Raw genomic sequence first — 15890 nt, forward strand, 5'->3', positions numbered from 1 at the left:
GGAATATCAGCCAGGTTTGAGGAATATCAGCCAGGTTTGAGGAATATCAGCCAGGTTTGAGGAATATCAGCCGCAGCCACGAATCGGGCTGCGACTGATTTATTAACAATCTATTTAATTCTCAACTATCTCACTAAACATAGCCAAATCTGACGGTTTAGTTTTAATATTTTCCTTTTCCCATACCATTTCCAAATAAACTTTAGCAATTGTTTCCTGGCGACCGCCTGCTTTAACGGCATGTTCAATTGCAACAACACTTTCCAATATATCCACCATCCACCTGGCAAGGTCCTTACAGTAATACGTTTGCAAATCTGCCGGAAATGTTTTAATTTCATTTATTTTGTTTGTCATTTTAATAACTTCTTCCTCAACCCGATCAATCCATCCACAAATTTCACTTTTACCTACACTTATTTTATTCAGTCGATTCAGCATTTCCTCCGCAAAGACTTGGTCAACACTATATTTATCGATTAACCGAAGTACCTCTAGCCCAAGTATATTCGCTGTACCTTCCCATACAGTTAAAACTTGAGCATCCCGAAGTAGTCGTGGTGTCACAAAATCCTCAATATAACCATTCCCGCCATGCATTTCAATCGCTTCATGAGAAAAATGCACGGCTTGTTCAGCTGTTTCCTTTTTCATAATAGCGACATACAAACGGAATAGTGCTTGTTCTTTTTCCGGTGCGGTATGCTTTGTTTCAAGTCCCATAACTTCATCCATCATCTGGACCACTTCAAACATTGCGTTCATTTCCACTTCCTGTTTTGCAACTAGTTTACTTAATGTCGCTTGGACCATTGGATAATTGGTTAGTTTATTACCAAAAGCAGCACGGTTATTTGCGTAGCTTTTTGCCTCTAGATAGGCACGTCTCATAATGCCTAGAGAAGCTATTGCATTTGACACTCGTGATAAGTTCAGTGCTTCAATCATGTAATAAAATCCTTTATTTTCTTCTCCAACTAAATAACCTTTAGCACCTTGAAATTCTACTTCAGCAGATGGCACCGCACGAACACCGAGTTTATCTTTCAAGCGACGAATTCTTAAATGTCCTTGTCTCCGGTTCTCTTCCCAAGGTACTAGAAATAAACTTAACCCTTTTGTTCCTTTGGATGCTCCTTCTAAACGAGCTAATACCATTGCCACTTCACAGGCTCCCGCGTTGCTGGCAAAGTACTTTTCACCAGAAATTTTATAAAGGGATCCGTCTTTGATCGCGGTTACCTCATTGGCACCAACATCAGAACCACCTTGGCGCTCCGTTAAAAACGTAGCACCTTCATAAAGCTCGACATCACCAGTTGAAGCAACATGAGGTAAATATTTTTCTTTCAGTTCTTCCGACGCATAATGGTCGATTAAATATGCCGTTGCTTTTGTTAGCGTCACGGGACATGCTAATCCGGGTTCAGTATGCGAAAGTAAATAGGTCAGCGCATAAGCATACACATAGTTTCCCTTCATACCCAGCTCGGGAATCTTTTTATGGACATAACCCACTATTCCCGTGTTATACGTATCCTCTACCGATTGCTTATATCCTTCATTGAGCCAAACTTCAGAAACCTCATTGCCCATTTTGTCGTAGCGAATTAGTTTAGGCTCTCCTTCTCGGTCGGTGTGAATAGCCCGTTTTTCAATGGCTCCTGCACATAATGTACCGTAACGTTCTAATTCCTTATCTGCCCAATGAAAGAAATCCTCTGGTAAGTAATCTTTTAATAAACGATGCAAATTGGAATCATCTTTATAAAAGTTACGTGCTTCTTGATTTTCCTTTAGCTCTATTGCCATGTTCAAACCTCCAAAGATGAATTATTTAAACCAGTTCCAAAATCCTCTTACTAGTTTCCAACCCGCTCACGTAACTGGTGTTTTAGTAGTTTACCAGTAGTATTTCTTGGGAGTGCATCCAACACCCCATAAAACCTAGGAATCTTATAATCTGCTATTTTTCCTTGAAGGAACTCCTTACACGCTGATGCTGCGTCCTCTATTTCACCATCAACAACTAGAAATGCTTTGACGGTTTCACCCCAATCTGGGTTTGGAACACCGACAACAGCAACATCCGAAATCATAGGATGCGTGATTAGCAGATTCTCAATTTCCTTTGGATAAATATTAACACCACCAGAAATAATAATGTCCTTCTTGCGGTCAACCACCCAAAAGAATCCATCCTCGTCTTGTTTAGCCATATCTCCTGTATATAGCCAACCATCCTTTAATACTTCTTTTGTTTTTTCATCATTCTTATAATAAGCCTTCATGTTTCCTTCTCCTTGAAGGATAATTTCGCCAATTTCTCCTTGTTTAACATTATTTCCTTTTTCATCAACTAGACGGATTTCGCAATTTAGGGCTGCTCGATTTCCGATGCTACCAGCTTTTTGTTCGTGATCATCAAAACCTAATAACGTTCCATTTGGCCCCGCTTCTGTAAGACCATACACACAAATTATTTTATCCGTATTAAATTGACTTTTCACAAACATAACTTCTTCTTTTGCCAAAGGGGCTCCACCATAGACCCAATACTTCATCGAAGACAAATCATACTCTCTTATTCTAGGATGCTTTGAGGTTACTAAGTATGCGATTGGTGCGCCAAATAGGTGGGTAGTTTTTTCTCGGGAGACTGTTTCTAGTAGTAAGTCTGGGGTGAATGTTGGAACAACTACATGCGTTGAACCAACATACAAGCCTGCTATCATAAATAAATGCAGTGGTGCAGAATGACTAAGCGGCATCATGTGGAGTACTCTACTTTCCGGCTTTAGTTCCATTTCTACACAAATAGTCATAGCAACTGTTAAAATGCTTCGATAGGTGAATAACACTCCTTTAGGATCACCAGTTGTCCCAGAGGTATAAAGAATGGATGCTTCATCATCTTCGGTCCAATTACATGGTATTTCTTCCGGGGAACCTTCTTCTAGAAGCGTATCAAAAGCTAGCCACCCATCTGCTTGTGATCCAGTTTTAATATAAACCATTTCCTTAACAGTATCTGGCAAACTTTTCACTTGCTCAAACAATAATTCATAGGTCATGAACACACTTGCATCACTATGATTTAAAATGTACAAGATTTCTTGCCCAACTAGCTTTGCATTGATTGGAACAACAAGAGCACCAATACGTTGAATAGCTATGTAGGCATACATAAATTCCTTTGTATTTGGCATATGCAAAACTACTTTATCACCCTTTTTGACACCTAGCTTTGATAGACTATCTGCCAGTTGGTTAACCGCCTCATTCCACTCTGCATATGTAATTCTCTCTGTTGGCGTTAAAATCCCTTCTTGATTTGGGTATTTTCTCGACATCACTGCAAGTAGATTAGGTATATTCACTCTTTTCCACGCTCCAATTCTTTTAATTTTGATTGAAACTGACTAAGCAACTCTTCCATCTCATTTCGAATTTGGATTAATTCATCAATACGTTTTGTCACCTCCTCGATTTTTTCTTGCCCATACTCCATTGTTCGCTGAAGTTGCTTTTTCCCGGTGCGGTCGCGGTCAAATAACTGAATCATTTCTCGTATTTCTTCTAGTTGGAACCCATATTTTTTCCCGCGGAAAATGAGTAGAAGGCGAATGCGTTCTTTTTTTGTGAATATACGGCGATTCCCTTGCGTGCGGTCAGGTGTCAACAGACCAACTTCTTCATAGTATCGTATTGCCCTTGTTGTAATTCCAAATTCTTCTGCCAGTTCACCTATTGTATAGTTTTCAACGTTATCCACACACATCCACCTTTGAACAAATATTCATATAATTATAATAATACACTTTACCTTAACGTAAAGTGCAAGTAGGGAAAATTTGTATTTATTTAGAAATGACGAAAGGGAGTGTTCTATACATCCTTTCACTAGGAGATCAGCGACGTAATGATGAATGAGAGGCTCTTGCACATCATTTCAAACTGTGGCCGGTGCTGAAATGATGAATGAGAGGCTCTTGCACATCATTTCGAACTGAGGTCGGTGCTGAAATGATGAATGAGAGGCTTTTACACATCATTTCAAACTGAGGCCGGTGCTGAAATGATGAATTAGAGTAACTCATAACCACATCAACATCCCCAAATAAAAAAGCAGCTAGGATGTCACGCCATCCTAGCCACTTCCATATCAATTCCATTTTATTCCTACTGGCATAACGCTCTCTATTTCTTCCTTATACATTTCCCATTCTTCATCATTCAACCATAAATGAATTACCCCATGATCTTCACTTGTTCGAATTAACCGACCAATTCCCTGACGAAGACGTAATAACATATATGGAGCATCTACTTCTTTTTCAGGATTTGCTACATGTTTTCGTTTTGCTTTGAAAACTGGGTCATGCGGCGGGAATGGGAGAGATGAAATAATGACCTGGCTTAAGGATTCACCAGGAACATCGAGTCCTTCCCATAAGTGATAGGCACATAAGACAGAGTCCTTTTGAGTTTGGAAGTGATTTACTATTTCACTAATCTCCTGATCCCCTTCGTATAGAAGATTAAATGACCAGTCCTCCCCTTCAGCCCAGCTACGGAAAGCATTCATTTCCTCTATATTAGAAAATAAAACTAGCGTACTACCATTATTTTCTTCAATTTGCTTCCCTATTTGATTCCACTTCTTATCCTTATTTTGATCCAAATGCCCAAACAACTGCATCTGTTCCTCATAATTAAATGGTGATTCCACAGAAAAAGAATCATACGCTTCAATACCTAGACTATTCGCCAAGTATGAAAAGTCTCCGTCTTGTGAAAGAGTTGCAGAAGAGAAGACAAATGGGATATTTTTTGAAAATACCTCTTTCTTTAATACATCTTCTACAAGTCTTGGCATCAGTACAAGGGTAGTCGTATCTTTATTATCTTCAATCCAAAAGATTCCTTCATCTTCCTTTAGGAAAATAGAAAGACCGTAATGGTAAAACTCCAAATACTCTTCAATTATTTTGAGATGATAACCATCAATAGTAAACATTTCCGAATCAAAGACTAGCTGGTCAAGTAGCTTTTCTACTTTTCCATCTAAAGTTGACACCAATTCAATCATAGCTTTGGTGGCTTCTACTTCTTTACGGTTAGAACCCGCTACCTCACTGGCTGATTCACTAAGCATATCAAACCAGTCATCATGTAACGCTAAAATATCTTCAATCAAATAAAGGGATTCTTCACGTACATCTTGTCCCATATACCCTGTAAGCACTTGGTTAAGTGTTTCAGAGTGGAAGCGATACGTAAGCCCTTTTTGGGCAGAAAATTCCAGCAAATGTCCTTCATCAAAAATTACAGTACTTGCTTCCGGCAACAATGGAATTTGCCCTTCCCGTTTTCTTGATTCCTTTGTCCATACGTGTTCCATATAGAAATCATGCGAGCAAATGATAAGATCTTTCGCATGACGATAGTACTCACGATTTAGTGTTTGTCCACTTCGATGTCTGAGTTGACAGGTTGCACATTGCTGTAGTGGATCCCAGGCAATTTTCTCCCATGTTTCATCAGATACCCATGGATATTCTTTTCGGTCTCCATATCGTTCAAACGTCTTTTTAACAGAACTCGTATCAAAGACGAAATCGGGAACTTCATCATATACTCTGACAATATCTTGATTATTTGTTTCTCCAATTAGTTGGTCCAGCTTTCTGGCGCAAACATAATTTTCCCTTGCTTTAGCTAGTCTTACATCTACCTCGAGACCAAGTGCTTTCTCAAGCTTTTCTATGTCTCCACCTTTTTTAACTAGCTGTTCGATTAAGGTTTCATCTGCACAGGAAATAATAGCTGGTTTTCCGATATACCTGGCATAACAGATTGCATACAACAAATAGGCAAAAGTCTTCCCTGTTCCAACCCCAGCCTCAGCAAAAATAGTGCGCTTCTCTTTAAATGCCTTTTCTAGTTGAAAGGCCATGAAAATTTGTTCATCGCGAGTTTCATATCCTTGCTCTGGTAAAATATCATAAAAAACATCCCCGACATAATCACCTAGTTTATCGTAGTAGTTTTCTGATTTAGATACTTGAAATGGTAGTGCATTATTTTTTGACATTTGGTTACCTCTTTTTACGTTTTCAACATATGGAATCATTCTATCATGTTAATTGAATTTATTACTATTAAATAAAAAGCAAGCCTAACTAAAAATAAGAATAGGAGATATAAAAACACAAAGTATAACCTGCCCAATTTCCATAAATGAAAATACTAATAATATAACTTGCTTATTACTTTTGATAGGATAAAATATAGACAAGTATGATATTAGACGGGTGAGGACCTTCCTTCCCTTCTGGACACCATTCAAGTGGTGGAAAGGAGGGGATGTCTATGGAGATTGTATTATCAATTTTGATGGTACTTTTTGCAGCGGGGGCTTTTTTAGTTACACTGCTAAATTTCATTAGACAATTAATCAATGATTTGATTAATAAAAAGTGAACCTCACCCTTGATTCCACAATCAACGTAGGGTGAGGTTCTTTTCCTTGACCATGTGTTCAGGAGGGAAGCCCACCGGAACAACAGTATCATGCTAAACCGAGAATGTTAGCAGCATTCTCGGTTATTTTATTAGTATTGCTTTTCTACTGTTATTATACATAGTACGGTGAAATATGTCCATTTACTTTTGTGAAGAGTTGTTTACTATCATCATTTTCCCCATTCTTTGAGTATACAAAACCACAATTATTAGAAATCACTTAACATATTTTATGGATATGTTTTCAGATGCTTATACCCTAGCAGTTCACCTTCTGTATTAACAACAACTTCATCCATACCATAGCTATTATGAGCTTCATAATAAGGGAATACCTTCAGTGTTAGCTCATACAATCCGCCAACCCCATACACCTGCTTTATTTTAAGTATTTCTGCATCATATGTTGCCCAATTCAGATATTTATGTGCATTTTTATCTCTTTTATAAATTTCAACAATTGCTTTATCTACAGGTTCTCTTAGGCTACCGATAAGAGCATATTTTAATGTTTTACATAATTCTGTATCTGCATCATTTATGGTTTTGGCTTCAATAGGTATGTTTAATACTGCCAAAAACAGTCCTACTATAATCATTGTTATTATTTTTTTCATGATTTTCACCTCAATTTAGTTTCCTAGTATCTAAATTGGATTATTCATCCCTTTATAAAAAAAACAAGACAATCCATCTGGTGCCTTGGTTAACTTTTACACTTTGCGATGAATTGTCATGGTTACTTCCTACTTCACTTTTATTTCTTTCTTATCTTTACTTAATACTTTCACTTCATAAAGGTCATCACGAATCGACTTCGTTCCTTCATCCGTTTGAATATACAACTCAATTTCGTTTAGAATTTCCATAGCTATCTCTGAAGTTTGAGGATCATTAACTTCCAAAGATGTTTTAACTTTGATTTGAAGTGGATATGGGTGGAACGAGTGTGCAAATCCAGTTACAGGATATTTTTCAGCTTCCATTAACGCACTTGAAATGTGACGGAGTGCACCTGTCTTTTCCCAACGTAGTTCTTGTTCACGTGCAACTTTTTCCACTTGTCTAATACTTAGTTTATACTCTTCTCCATAAACCTTTGCTTCATCCTTCATTATTTCTTCTAATTGTTCTAAACGACTTTCGGTGTCAGGAACAATCGCATTCATGTAGATTCCTTCCACATCATTTATTCGAACCTGAACAGGAAACATAAGCTCATAGCCTTCTTGCTGTAAGCGATTTGTTAAAGCTTCTTGAAGTGCAATACTATCTTGAATATCTTTATTATTGTGGTGTCGTTCGAAATCCATTTCTCCTTCCTCATAAGCAGTCACTTTCACTTCATAGTCTGCAAGTCCGACTTCTTCTAGTCTATTGTGTATCTGGTCTGCAATGTCTTTACTATCTTCGGTTAAACCCATTATATGGACTTTTATTTCTTTTCCTTCCATCCCAGCGGCCCCGATTTCCATTCCTTGTTCATCCAAAACCAATTGAATCTCCTTAAAAATACTATCCATTTCTTCCATACGTTGTTCTTCTTCTTTCACGAAATGGCTAATGAAAGGAATCTTTGCAATAACATGTTCCATTGATGGTAGAAAGAGAATGATTGTGAACAACAATATCCCCATCGCAGCAACTGTTAATCTCCTGTTGATACGTCTTGCAGACTTATTTTTTGGGGAAGGTTTATCAATTGCACGCAGCACCTTTTGCTGGTTTTCCTCTGAAAAGCGCATTTGGTTCACCCTTTCTGGATAATCCCTTCTATTTTTCAAAAACCATTCCTCCTTCTATATGAAGTTTCAAGTTTTTTCGAGCGCGATGTAATCTAGTTTTAACTGTGTTTTGTTTTACACTTAAAATATTGGCTACTTCTTCAATGGTAAGATCTTCATAATAATAAAGTATAAGTACTTCACGTAGTTTCACCGATAAATTTAATACTTCATGAAAAATGAAATCACTCTCTTCTTTTCTGACAACTTGAGAATCTACCGAATCCACTTTTCTTTCTTCTTCCTTAATCAGTGCTTGGGGGATCAGATTACGATAAGACCAACTTCTAACATAGTCCTTACAATAATTGACTGTAATGCTGTACAACCAGGTCTGATAGGAAGATTGATGTTTAAATGTATCTAGGGACTGATAGCATCGAATAAATACCTCTTGTGAAATATCCTCAGCTAATTGTCTTTCCTTCACATATGTAAATGCAACTCGAAGTACCATATCTCCGTACCTTTGCATTAAATCCACTAAAACTTCACGGTTTGATTGATTTTTCTCTGGGCCTAGTTTATCGTGCATATCTTCCCTCCTTTCATTCTGTTAGACGAAAAGTGAATTAATCAGGTTCCCTATTAATAGAAAAAAGACACGATATATACCGCGTCTTAATAATTGGATTTACCTTTTTATAGCACTTTATTATTCGACCTAAAACGAAACAGTCTATCATTCTTGGTTCTTTTAACTAATTCATTTTTTAGTTCTATAAAGTCATCTTCTGTCAGCCATTCTCCGTGGAAAGTAATCTCTTTTCCGTCGATTAGATTGATTGTTATTAATCTACGGTCATAATCATGAAATTCAACACAATATTCAATGTCATAGTAATTTGCCCTTTTTGTTGAAAATAATGGCCCCTTGTTAATCTCAAGCTCATTCGGAGATAAATAAACATAATCCTGACTTGAGCGATTCATATAGTGAATTCCACGAATAATACCCACCAACACCGGAATTAAACCGAGGAAGAAAAATACCAGACCCATGTCGGGGGACCGTTGCACTGTCATAGTGGTTGTAACAACAGCTATAAATGCCGCTATAAATGATCCAAATGCTTGTTTATTCCAATCACTTGTATCTGCAAATCGATATCCCATGTGTGAATCCCCTTTATATTTCGTTACGTACTATACGAAAAATTCCCATAATTGGTTTCAATAAAAGTATAACCGATTTCCCTTCCCCCCAGAAAGAAAATCGGTTATATACGTTCTATATAATAAACAAACCCCTAAAATCTATGAAATTTTCATTCTAAAGTCAAGCTGCCTTAAGATTGCAGATTCCGTTGCAATTCTCACTTACAAAAGTATTGCCATTTTCCCTTTTTCTACTAGAAATCTAATTATTAACAAGTTCCTTATGAAGCATTGTCCTATGCTTAGCATAATTTTCATGCCATGAAAATGCCTTTTCCAGCACATGTGGAGTCTGCCCGCCTCGTTCAAGTGCTTCTTCGTAGTACTTCCAGAGCTGTGCACGATAGGTTGGATGTACACAGTTTTCGATAATCAACGGAACTCTTTCGCGAGGAGCAAGTCCTCGTAAATCGGCATACCCTTGCTCTGTCACCACAACGTCTACATCATGCTCGGTATGATCAACATGAGATACGAATGGTACGATACTTGAGATATCTCCGCCCTTGGCAACGGATTTGGTAACAAAGATTGCTAGTCTAGCATTCCGTGCAAAGTCACCGGATCCACCGATACCATTCATCATTTTCGTTCCGGACACATGGGTAGAGTTCACATTACCATAAATATCAAACTCTAGTGCGGTATTAATTGAAATTAATCCAAGACGTCTTATAATTTCTGGATGATTGGACATCTCTTGTGGACGCATGATTAATTTATCACGGTAATTTTCAAAGTTAGAGTATACCTCATTCATTTTCTCTTCTGATAGTGTAATAGAACAACAGGATGCGAAGTCTACCTTTCCTGCATCAATAAGATCAAATACTGCATCTTGAAGTACTTCAGAGTAAACCTCTAGATTCTTGAACTCGGATTCAACCATGCCGTGTAAGACCGCATTTGCAACAGAGCCAATACCAGATTGTAATGGTGCTAATCGCTCTGATAATCTACCAACCTCGATTTCTTTACGTAAGAAGTCTAGTAGATGATTGGCCATGATTTGTGTTTCCTCATCTGGCGGTACAATCGTTGATGCAGAGTCTACTTGATTGGTAAACACGATTCCTTTAATTTTGTCATCATTTACAGGAATCCCAATGGTACCAATTCTATCATTTGGTTTTGTTAATGGAATTGGGTCACGCTCACCTTGTCTGCCCGGACTATATAAGTCGTGTAATCCCTCTAACAATTCTGATTGCGCTAAGTTAATTTCCACGATAATATTTTTTGCGTTTTCTGCAAAAGCCATCGAGTTGCCGATAGAAGTTGTTGGAATGATCATGCCATCTTCCGTTATGGAAATCGCCTCCAAAATTGCATAATCTACTTGTTCGATAACATTCGCACGAAGTAATTCCGCGGTATGCGACAAGTGATGGTCAACAAACAAATGTTCCCCAGCATTTATCTTCTTTCTCATCATAGGATCTGCTTGGAACGGAAGGCGTTTATTAATAATGCCAACCTCAGCAAACAACTTATCCACATCTGAACCTAAGGATGCCCCAGTAAAGACGTTCACTTTGAACTTTTCCCCTGCTTCGGCACGTTTTACTAATGCCATCGGTACTGCTTTCACATCACCGGCTCGAGTAAATCCACTTAACCCCAATGTCATACCATCCTGAATCCAAGATGCTGCCTCATCAGCTGAAACTACTCTATCTTGTATACGAGGATCTTTAATACGATCTGTTACGTTTTCCATATTCCCATCCCCTGTTAAGCGTTTTCATTTAGTTTAACGCATTAATTGCGACAATTGCGAAAACAAGACGGGATAAGGAAATAATTGCTTAAACCATGAAAATGAATGTTTAAAATAGAATATTTTTTTAAAATCCTAGTAATTTGCGAAAATAGCTTGAATACGATTGACTTACTTGTACAGTTTGCCCATTAGCCATTTCTAATAGAAATGTTGAATGGGTATCTGGATAAATTTCCTTTATATGACGCACATTTACGATAAAAGACCGGTGGCAACGAATAAATATTTCTCTAGGAAGACTATATTCAAACTCTTGTAATGTATTTTTATGTGTTCCCGAAAAACTTTTACCGTACACATGGGTTTTCCTGTCTTTTACCTCTATATAGTAAACATCTTGGAATGGAATTGGCTTCCAACCATCCTGGGACTTTAACGTAATGACCGATTTACCCTCTGTAAAAGCTGGATAAATAGCTAGTACACAACCTGCGATCTTACCGTCTTCTTTAAAAGGCACTGCCATCCCGTGGTATGGAACACCAAAAATATTCCGGTCTATAAACTCAGAAACCTTCTGTTCCGTTTGCCAAGCTTTATAGGCAATCGTTCCTTCCTTTACCGGATCCCCAGGCCGTATCTTCAAATCAATCCGCTTACTCGGTCTGTAATACACATACCTATTCCCACGTGAAACTGCAATCGAAATTTCATCCGAAAATAGCTCTCCAACAATATCCAAAATTTCCATACAATCGATACTCCTTTGCCCGAAAGCTTTGTGGTGCCTGGCACTCCAAACTTTGTCGAATACTAGTTGTATTTTAACACGCTTTCATGTGAAAAGGACCTTGGAGTTGACCCCAAAAGTCCTGTGCGTTACCTTTTTTGTATAAGTACTAGTTTAAAATCACCGACCGTATCCTTCTCATACAAATTGGTTACAGAGGTGGAGTAGTTTTGAATTTCTGCTTGAAATTTCAAATCAATTTCAGGAACGCTAACAAAAAAATCATTTTTATATAATTCAGTAGTTACATCATGATACGTTTCGTGGGTTACCTTAAATTCCAGTTCAAGCTGTAGGAGCTTTTCTTCGTCCTTTTCAACAACTGCATCATTTAAGCTTTCAACTTCTAACATTAGTTCATTTAACCATATTCTACTCACTTGCTTTCACCTCTATTTATTTCTGGACAAATGTCTTGGGCATAATGACAGCGATTACTTCGCCTTTGACTACACACACATCTCCTGCATAAACTTCTGTCAGCACTTTCCACTTCTTAGGATGAATTTCTTCTACCGTACCAATTGCTTTTAGTGGCACACCATATGGGGTCGGTTTTAGAAAATCCACCTTCAAAGAACCCGTAACGAATCTTGGTGGCTCCTCTTCATCACCCGGCTCATGGCCGTTTTTCCTGTGTAATGCAAGTGCAGCAGAACCCGTTCCATGACAATCAACAAGGGATGCGATCACTCCTCCATATACAAAACCAGGTATTGCTGTTTGCTCTTCCCTTGGTGTATAAATCGTTACTGTTTTTTCTCCGTCCCAACCCGTTCTTAAGTGAAGCCCATTCTCATTTAACCTACCACAACCATAGCACCATGAATAATCATCTGCATAATCGTCTTGGATAGCATGTATCACTTTTTCCACCATTTCTCCCACTCCTTTTCCCTGAATAACTTGTACCATCTGTTCATATATATATTCCAGATGACAACAAGAGCTTTTACCATTATAATAAACATAACTGTTTTGTGAATACAATTTTAAAAATTAAAAATAGAAAGGTGAGAGTATGGGAAAAAGAATTTTTTACTTCCTATTAACAAACGTTTTAGTACTTTTAACAATTAGTATTATTTTTACCATTTTACCGGTTGATTACATCTCGAATGGTACCATTCAATTTGGTCCATTACTAATCTTCAGTGCAATTATCGGTTTCACAGGTTCCTTCATCTCGCTAGCCATGTCCCGTTGGATGGCTAAGAAAATGATGGGTGTACAAGTTATCGATCCAAACGGCCCGATGAATGAATACGAAAAAGCTGTGGTGGAAAAAGTTCACCGTCTATCTAGAGCGGCAGGATTAATGCATATGCCTGAGGTGGGAATTTACAACTCTCCAGAAGTAAACGCATTTGCAACTGGTCCTTCTAAGAAACGCTCTCTAGTTGCTGTTTCAACTGGTCTACTACAGGAGATGGATGACGATGCGATTGAGGGTGTTATTGCACATGAAGTAGCTCACATCGCTAATGGTGATATGGTTACGATGACAATACTACAAGGTATCGTAAACACATTTGTTGTTTTCCTATCTCGAATCGTTGCGTTTGTTGCTTCTCGATTTGTAAAAGAAGAACTTGCACCGATTGTGCATTTCATTGCTATTATTGTGTTCCAAATCGTATTCTCCATTTTAGGAAGTATCGTTGTTTACGCATACTCCAGACATCGTGAGTACCATGCAGACCGTGGTGGTGCGGATTTAGCTGGTAAAGATAAAATGCGTCATGCACTGGAGAGTTTAAAAGCATACACGAGTCGTATTAAAGGTGGCGAGGATACATCTATCGCTACGTTAAAAATCAATAACAAGCGTAAATCATCCATTTTCTCTACACACCCAGATTTGGATGAGCGTATCAAGCGTCTAGCATAACCTGTAGGAGTGTTCCAATTTGGAGCACTCCTTTTCTTTTTTCTATACACTATTTGCCTATAGATACATATATTTACCATATATAATCCTTTAAAGAGGTGAATCTATGTACTACCAGGTTAATCCATATTTTCGTAGTCCAGTTCCAACTAGGCAGAATAAAAATAAAGTAAAGGTTTACGGGGAAGGTTCCGTTTCTGTACAGCCAGATCAAGCAACCGTAACCCTAGGCGTGATTACGGAGAACAAGAACCTCCAGCAAGCACAACAAATAAATGCTACCGAAACCACAAATGTTATCAATGCTATTCTTGGAAGTGGTATTCCTAGGGAGAATATCCAGACATCTGAATTCCGAATCGATATCGATTATGACTATCAAGATGGTCAACAAGTGTTTCGGGGATATCGGATAACTAATTTACTTACCATCACCATTGATCAGTTTGCAAACGTCGGGGAAATTGTGGACATTGCTGTGGATAATGGAGCCAATACCGTACGCAATATTGATATGACCGTTTCAAATCAGGAGCGTTTCTACCAACAAGCACTTGTGAAGGCAATCAAAAATGCACAGGAAAAAGCATTATTAATTGCAGATACATTAGGTGTTTCTATAAATGAAATTCCTAGTGATTTAAAAGAAATAACTAGCACATCACCTGAACAACCAAGACCATTTGTGTTAGGTGTTTCTACTGAAAAGGTAACTACTACACCAATTGAGGCTGGTCAGTTTAAAATAACCGCACTAGTTGAAGCTAATTTTCAATATTAGAACGAGAAAAATTCACTTTCTATATAAATATCAGCAATATTTTGAATAAATTAAATTAAAGTATGGTAACATGTAAGTAATCATTTTTTTGCGGGGTCTTTTAAATGGATAAAGAAAAATCACTTGATAGAGAAGCACACGAATCGTTACTTATAATTATTGCAATTTGCTCTGTACTTACATTCAAGAAAATTAAAAGACTGGAAAAATATAAAAGTAAATTAATGGGGCAGTATAAACCCTATTAATCTATTTAGCCTGAGTAGGATTATTAATGTAATTCTGATAATCCCACTTGTTGGTTATACACGTAGAAGAAAATATTTCCTTCATGTCCCCGCCGTCTGAAGCTTATCGGTCTGAAAAATAATCTTTTAAAAGAGAGGGGGCTGTCTTTAAAGTCTGAAATTTAACCCTTTAAGACAGCCTGTTTTTGTTAATCGTGATTCTTCATATGGTGCTCCATATAAAACTTATCATCATTATCTTCAAACGGAAATACCCCTAGCTCCTTAGCTTCCGCTGCATGGCTTTCAAATATTTCATTCAATATATCTTTCGGTTTTTTTCCCTCTGTTTCAATCCCTAGTTTTTCCGCTGAATCATAAATCTTCGCCTCGTGAATATCCATCACGATTTCATGATGCTTTCTACCCTCTGTCTCGACACCATAGGATTCTGCCTCTTTCTCAAGGATTGCCTTTCTTACTTCATCTAAAAGATCACCTACTTCTTTTCCTTCTGTTTCTATTCCTAATTCATCTGCTTTCGCTTTGAATTTAGCATCCAATACTTCCTCTGCTAAATCATCCGTATCTTTGCCCTCAACTTCAATACCAAGCTCTTTCGCTTCTTTCATTACTTCCGCCTGATGAATCTCTATTGCTAGTTCTTTTAATTCTTTTCCTTCCGCTTCAATACCAAGTTCCTTTGCCTTTTGCAAAACGCTTGCTTCTTTTACCTCTTTTGCTAACGTACCAAGGTCTTTCCCTTCTGTTTCAATCCCTAGTTCACTAGCTTTAAACTTGATCCATGTTTCATGCTTATGTACATCTTTCTTTCCATGCTCTTTTGATTTTTCTTCCTCTTTGTCCTTCTTAAAGAAGTCAAACCAGGCATCATCGGTGTTTGTTTCTCCTAACACAGTAGAAATCTGCCATGAGCTTGCTATTAATGCTGCTGTTAATACGATAAAAAACTTTGCTTTCATTCTTTTTCTTCCTTTCCTGTTTGGC

Annotated in this window: 15 protein-coding genes; 2 read left to right on the forward strand and 13 right to left on the reverse strand. The window is 37.8% G+C overall.

Annotation, left to right across the window (positions count from 1 at the left end; all coding sequences use genetic code 11):
• Positions 1-114: 114 nt before the first annotated feature.
• The 12 genes from K332_RS0113330 to K332_RS0113395 all read right to left on the reverse strand — a co-directional run bounded on the left by K332_RS0113330 (position 115) and on the right by K332_RS0113395 (position 12862).
• Positions 115-1812, reverse strand: coding sequence for an acyl-CoA dehydrogenase family protein (locus tag K332_RS0113330; protein ID WP_036688920.1), 1698 nt, complete (start codon positions 1810-1812; stop codon positions 115-117).
• Positions 1813-1862: 50 nt separating this feature from the next.
• Positions 1863-3380: a class I adenylate-forming enzyme family protein gene (locus K332_RS0113335; RefSeq protein ID WP_026907906.1), complete on the reverse strand. Its 1518-nt coding sequence runs from the start codon at positions 3378-3380 to the stop codon at positions 1863-1865.
• Entirely contained in the window at positions 3377-3775 is a 399-nt protein-coding gene (locus tag K332_RS0113340; protein WP_026907907.1) for a MerR family transcriptional regulator, read from the reverse strand. Before K332_RS0113340 ends, K332_RS0113335 begins: the two co-directional genes overlap by 4 nt.
• Positions 3776-4165: 390 nt before the next feature.
• A complete protein-coding gene (locus K332_RS0113350) occupies positions 4166-6097 on the reverse strand; it encodes an ATP-dependent DNA helicase (RefSeq protein WP_026907909.1) in 1932 nt (643 codons plus the stop codon).
• Between the two features lie 661 nt (positions 6098-6758).
• Entirely contained in the window at positions 6759-7106 is a 348-nt protein-coding gene (locus K332_RS0113360) for a DUF3888 domain-containing protein (RefSeq protein ID WP_245604683.1), read from the reverse strand.
• Positions 7107-7274: 168 nt separating this feature from the next.
• Positions 7275-8312, reverse strand: a complete 1038-nt coding sequence (locus K332_RS0113365) for a DUF4030 domain-containing protein (protein ID WP_026907911.1) — start codon at positions 8310-8312, stop codon at positions 7275-7277.
• Positions 8302-8847, reverse strand: coding sequence for a sigma-70 family RNA polymerase sigma factor (locus K332_RS0113370; protein ID WP_026907912.1), 546 nt, complete (start codon positions 8845-8847; stop codon positions 8302-8304). The genes K332_RS0113365 and K332_RS0113370 overlap by 11 nt, the downstream gene beginning before the upstream one ends.
• Before the next feature lie 107 nt (positions 8848-8954).
• Positions 8955-9428, reverse strand: a complete 474-nt coding sequence (locus tag K332_RS0113375) for a hypothetical protein (RefSeq protein WP_026907913.1) — start codon at positions 9426-9428, stop codon at positions 8955-8957.
• Positions 9429-9672: 244 nt separating this feature from the next.
• Entirely contained in the window at positions 9673-11190 is a 1518-nt protein-coding gene (gene scpC / locus K332_RS0113380) for a succinyl-CoA:acetate CoA-transferase ScpC (protein ID WP_026907914.1), read from the reverse strand.
• Positions 11191-11317: 127 nt separating this feature from the next.
• Positions 11318-11944, reverse strand: coding sequence for a LytTR family DNA-binding domain-containing protein (locus tag K332_RS0113385; protein WP_026907915.1), 627 nt, complete (start codon positions 11942-11944; stop codon positions 11318-11320).
• A gap of 128 nt (positions 11945-12072) precedes the next feature.
• Entirely contained in the window at positions 12073-12363 is a 291-nt protein-coding gene (locus K332_RS0113390) for a DUF3219 family protein (protein ID WP_026907916.1), read from the reverse strand.
• Between the two features lie 16 nt (positions 12364-12379).
• Entirely contained in the window at positions 12380-12862 is a 483-nt protein-coding gene (locus K332_RS0113395; RefSeq protein ID WP_026907917.1) for a PaaI family thioesterase, read from the reverse strand.
• A 142-nt stretch (positions 12863-13004) separates the two neighbouring features.
• Between K332_RS0113395 and htpX the strand changes: the two genes are divergently transcribed.
• Both htpX and K332_RS0113405 read left to right on the forward strand, forming a co-directional pair.
• Positions 13005-13874, forward strand: a complete 870-nt coding sequence (gene htpX / locus K332_RS0113400; RefSeq protein WP_026907918.1) for a protease HtpX — start codon at positions 13005-13007, stop codon at positions 13872-13874.
• Positions 13875-13980: 106 nt separating this feature from the next.
• Positions 13981-14655: an SIMPL domain-containing protein gene (locus K332_RS0113405; protein ID WP_026907919.1), complete on the forward strand. Its 675-nt coding sequence runs from the start codon at positions 13981-13983 to the stop codon at positions 14653-14655.
• A 436-nt stretch (positions 14656-15091) separates the two neighbouring features.
• Here K332_RS0113405 and K332_RS0113415 read toward each other — a convergent pair whose 3' ends face one another.
• Positions 15092-15865 carry a hypothetical protein gene (locus tag K332_RS0113415; protein ID WP_026907920.1) on the reverse strand — a complete coding sequence of 258 codons (774 nt, stop codon included), beginning with the start codon at positions 15863-15865 and terminating at the stop codon, positions 15092-15094.
• Positions 15866-15890: the final 25 nt, after the last annotated feature.

The sequence above is a fragment of the Paucisalibacillus globulus DSM 18846 genome (assembly GCF_000482485.1).
GTDB lineage: Bacteria > Bacillota > Bacilli > Bacillales > Amphibacillaceae > Ornithinibacillus > Ornithinibacillus globulus.

What these genes read in the sequence shown, in the direction of transcription:
- K332_RS0113330 (WP_036688920.1), bottom strand. Translation starts at nt 1,812, where the DNA reads ATGGCAATAGAGCTAAAGGAAAATCAAGAAGCACGTAACTTTTATAAA.
- K332_RS0113350 (WP_026907909.1), bottom strand. Translation starts at nt 6,097, where the DNA reads ATGTCAAAAAATAATGCACTACCATTTCAAGTATCTAAATCAGAAAAC.
- K332_RS0113370 (WP_026907912.1), bottom strand. Translation starts at nt 8,847, where the DNA reads ATGCACGATAAACTAGGCCCAGAGAAAAATCAATCAAACCGTGAAGTT.
- K332_RS0113375 (WP_026907913.1), bottom strand. Translation starts at nt 9,428, where the DNA reads ATGGGATATCGATTTGCAGATACAAGTGATTGGAATAAACAAGCATTT.
- scpC (WP_026907914.1), bottom strand. Translation starts at nt 11,190, where the DNA reads ATGGAAAACGTAACAGATCGTATTAAAGATCCTCGTATACAAGATAGA.
- K332_RS0113385 (WP_026907915.1), bottom strand. Translation starts at nt 11,944, where the DNA reads ATGGAAATTTTGGATATTGTTGGAGAGCTATTTTCGGATGAAATTTCG.
- K332_RS0113395 (WP_026907917.1), bottom strand. Translation starts at nt 12,862, where the DNA reads ATGGTGGAAAAAGTGATACATGCTATCCAAGACGATTATGCAGATGAT.
- htpX (WP_026907918.1), top strand. Translation starts at nt 13,005, where the DNA reads ATGGGAAAAAGAATTTTTTACTTCCTATTAACAAACGTTTTAGTACTT.
- K332_RS0113405 (WP_026907919.1), top strand. Translation starts at nt 13,981, where the DNA reads ATGTACTACCAGGTTAATCCATATTTTCGTAGTCCAGTTCCAACTAGG.
- K332_RS0113415 (WP_026907920.1), bottom strand. Translation starts at nt 15,865, where the DNA reads ATGAAAGCAAAGTTTTTTATCGTATTAACAGCAGCATTAATAGCAAGC.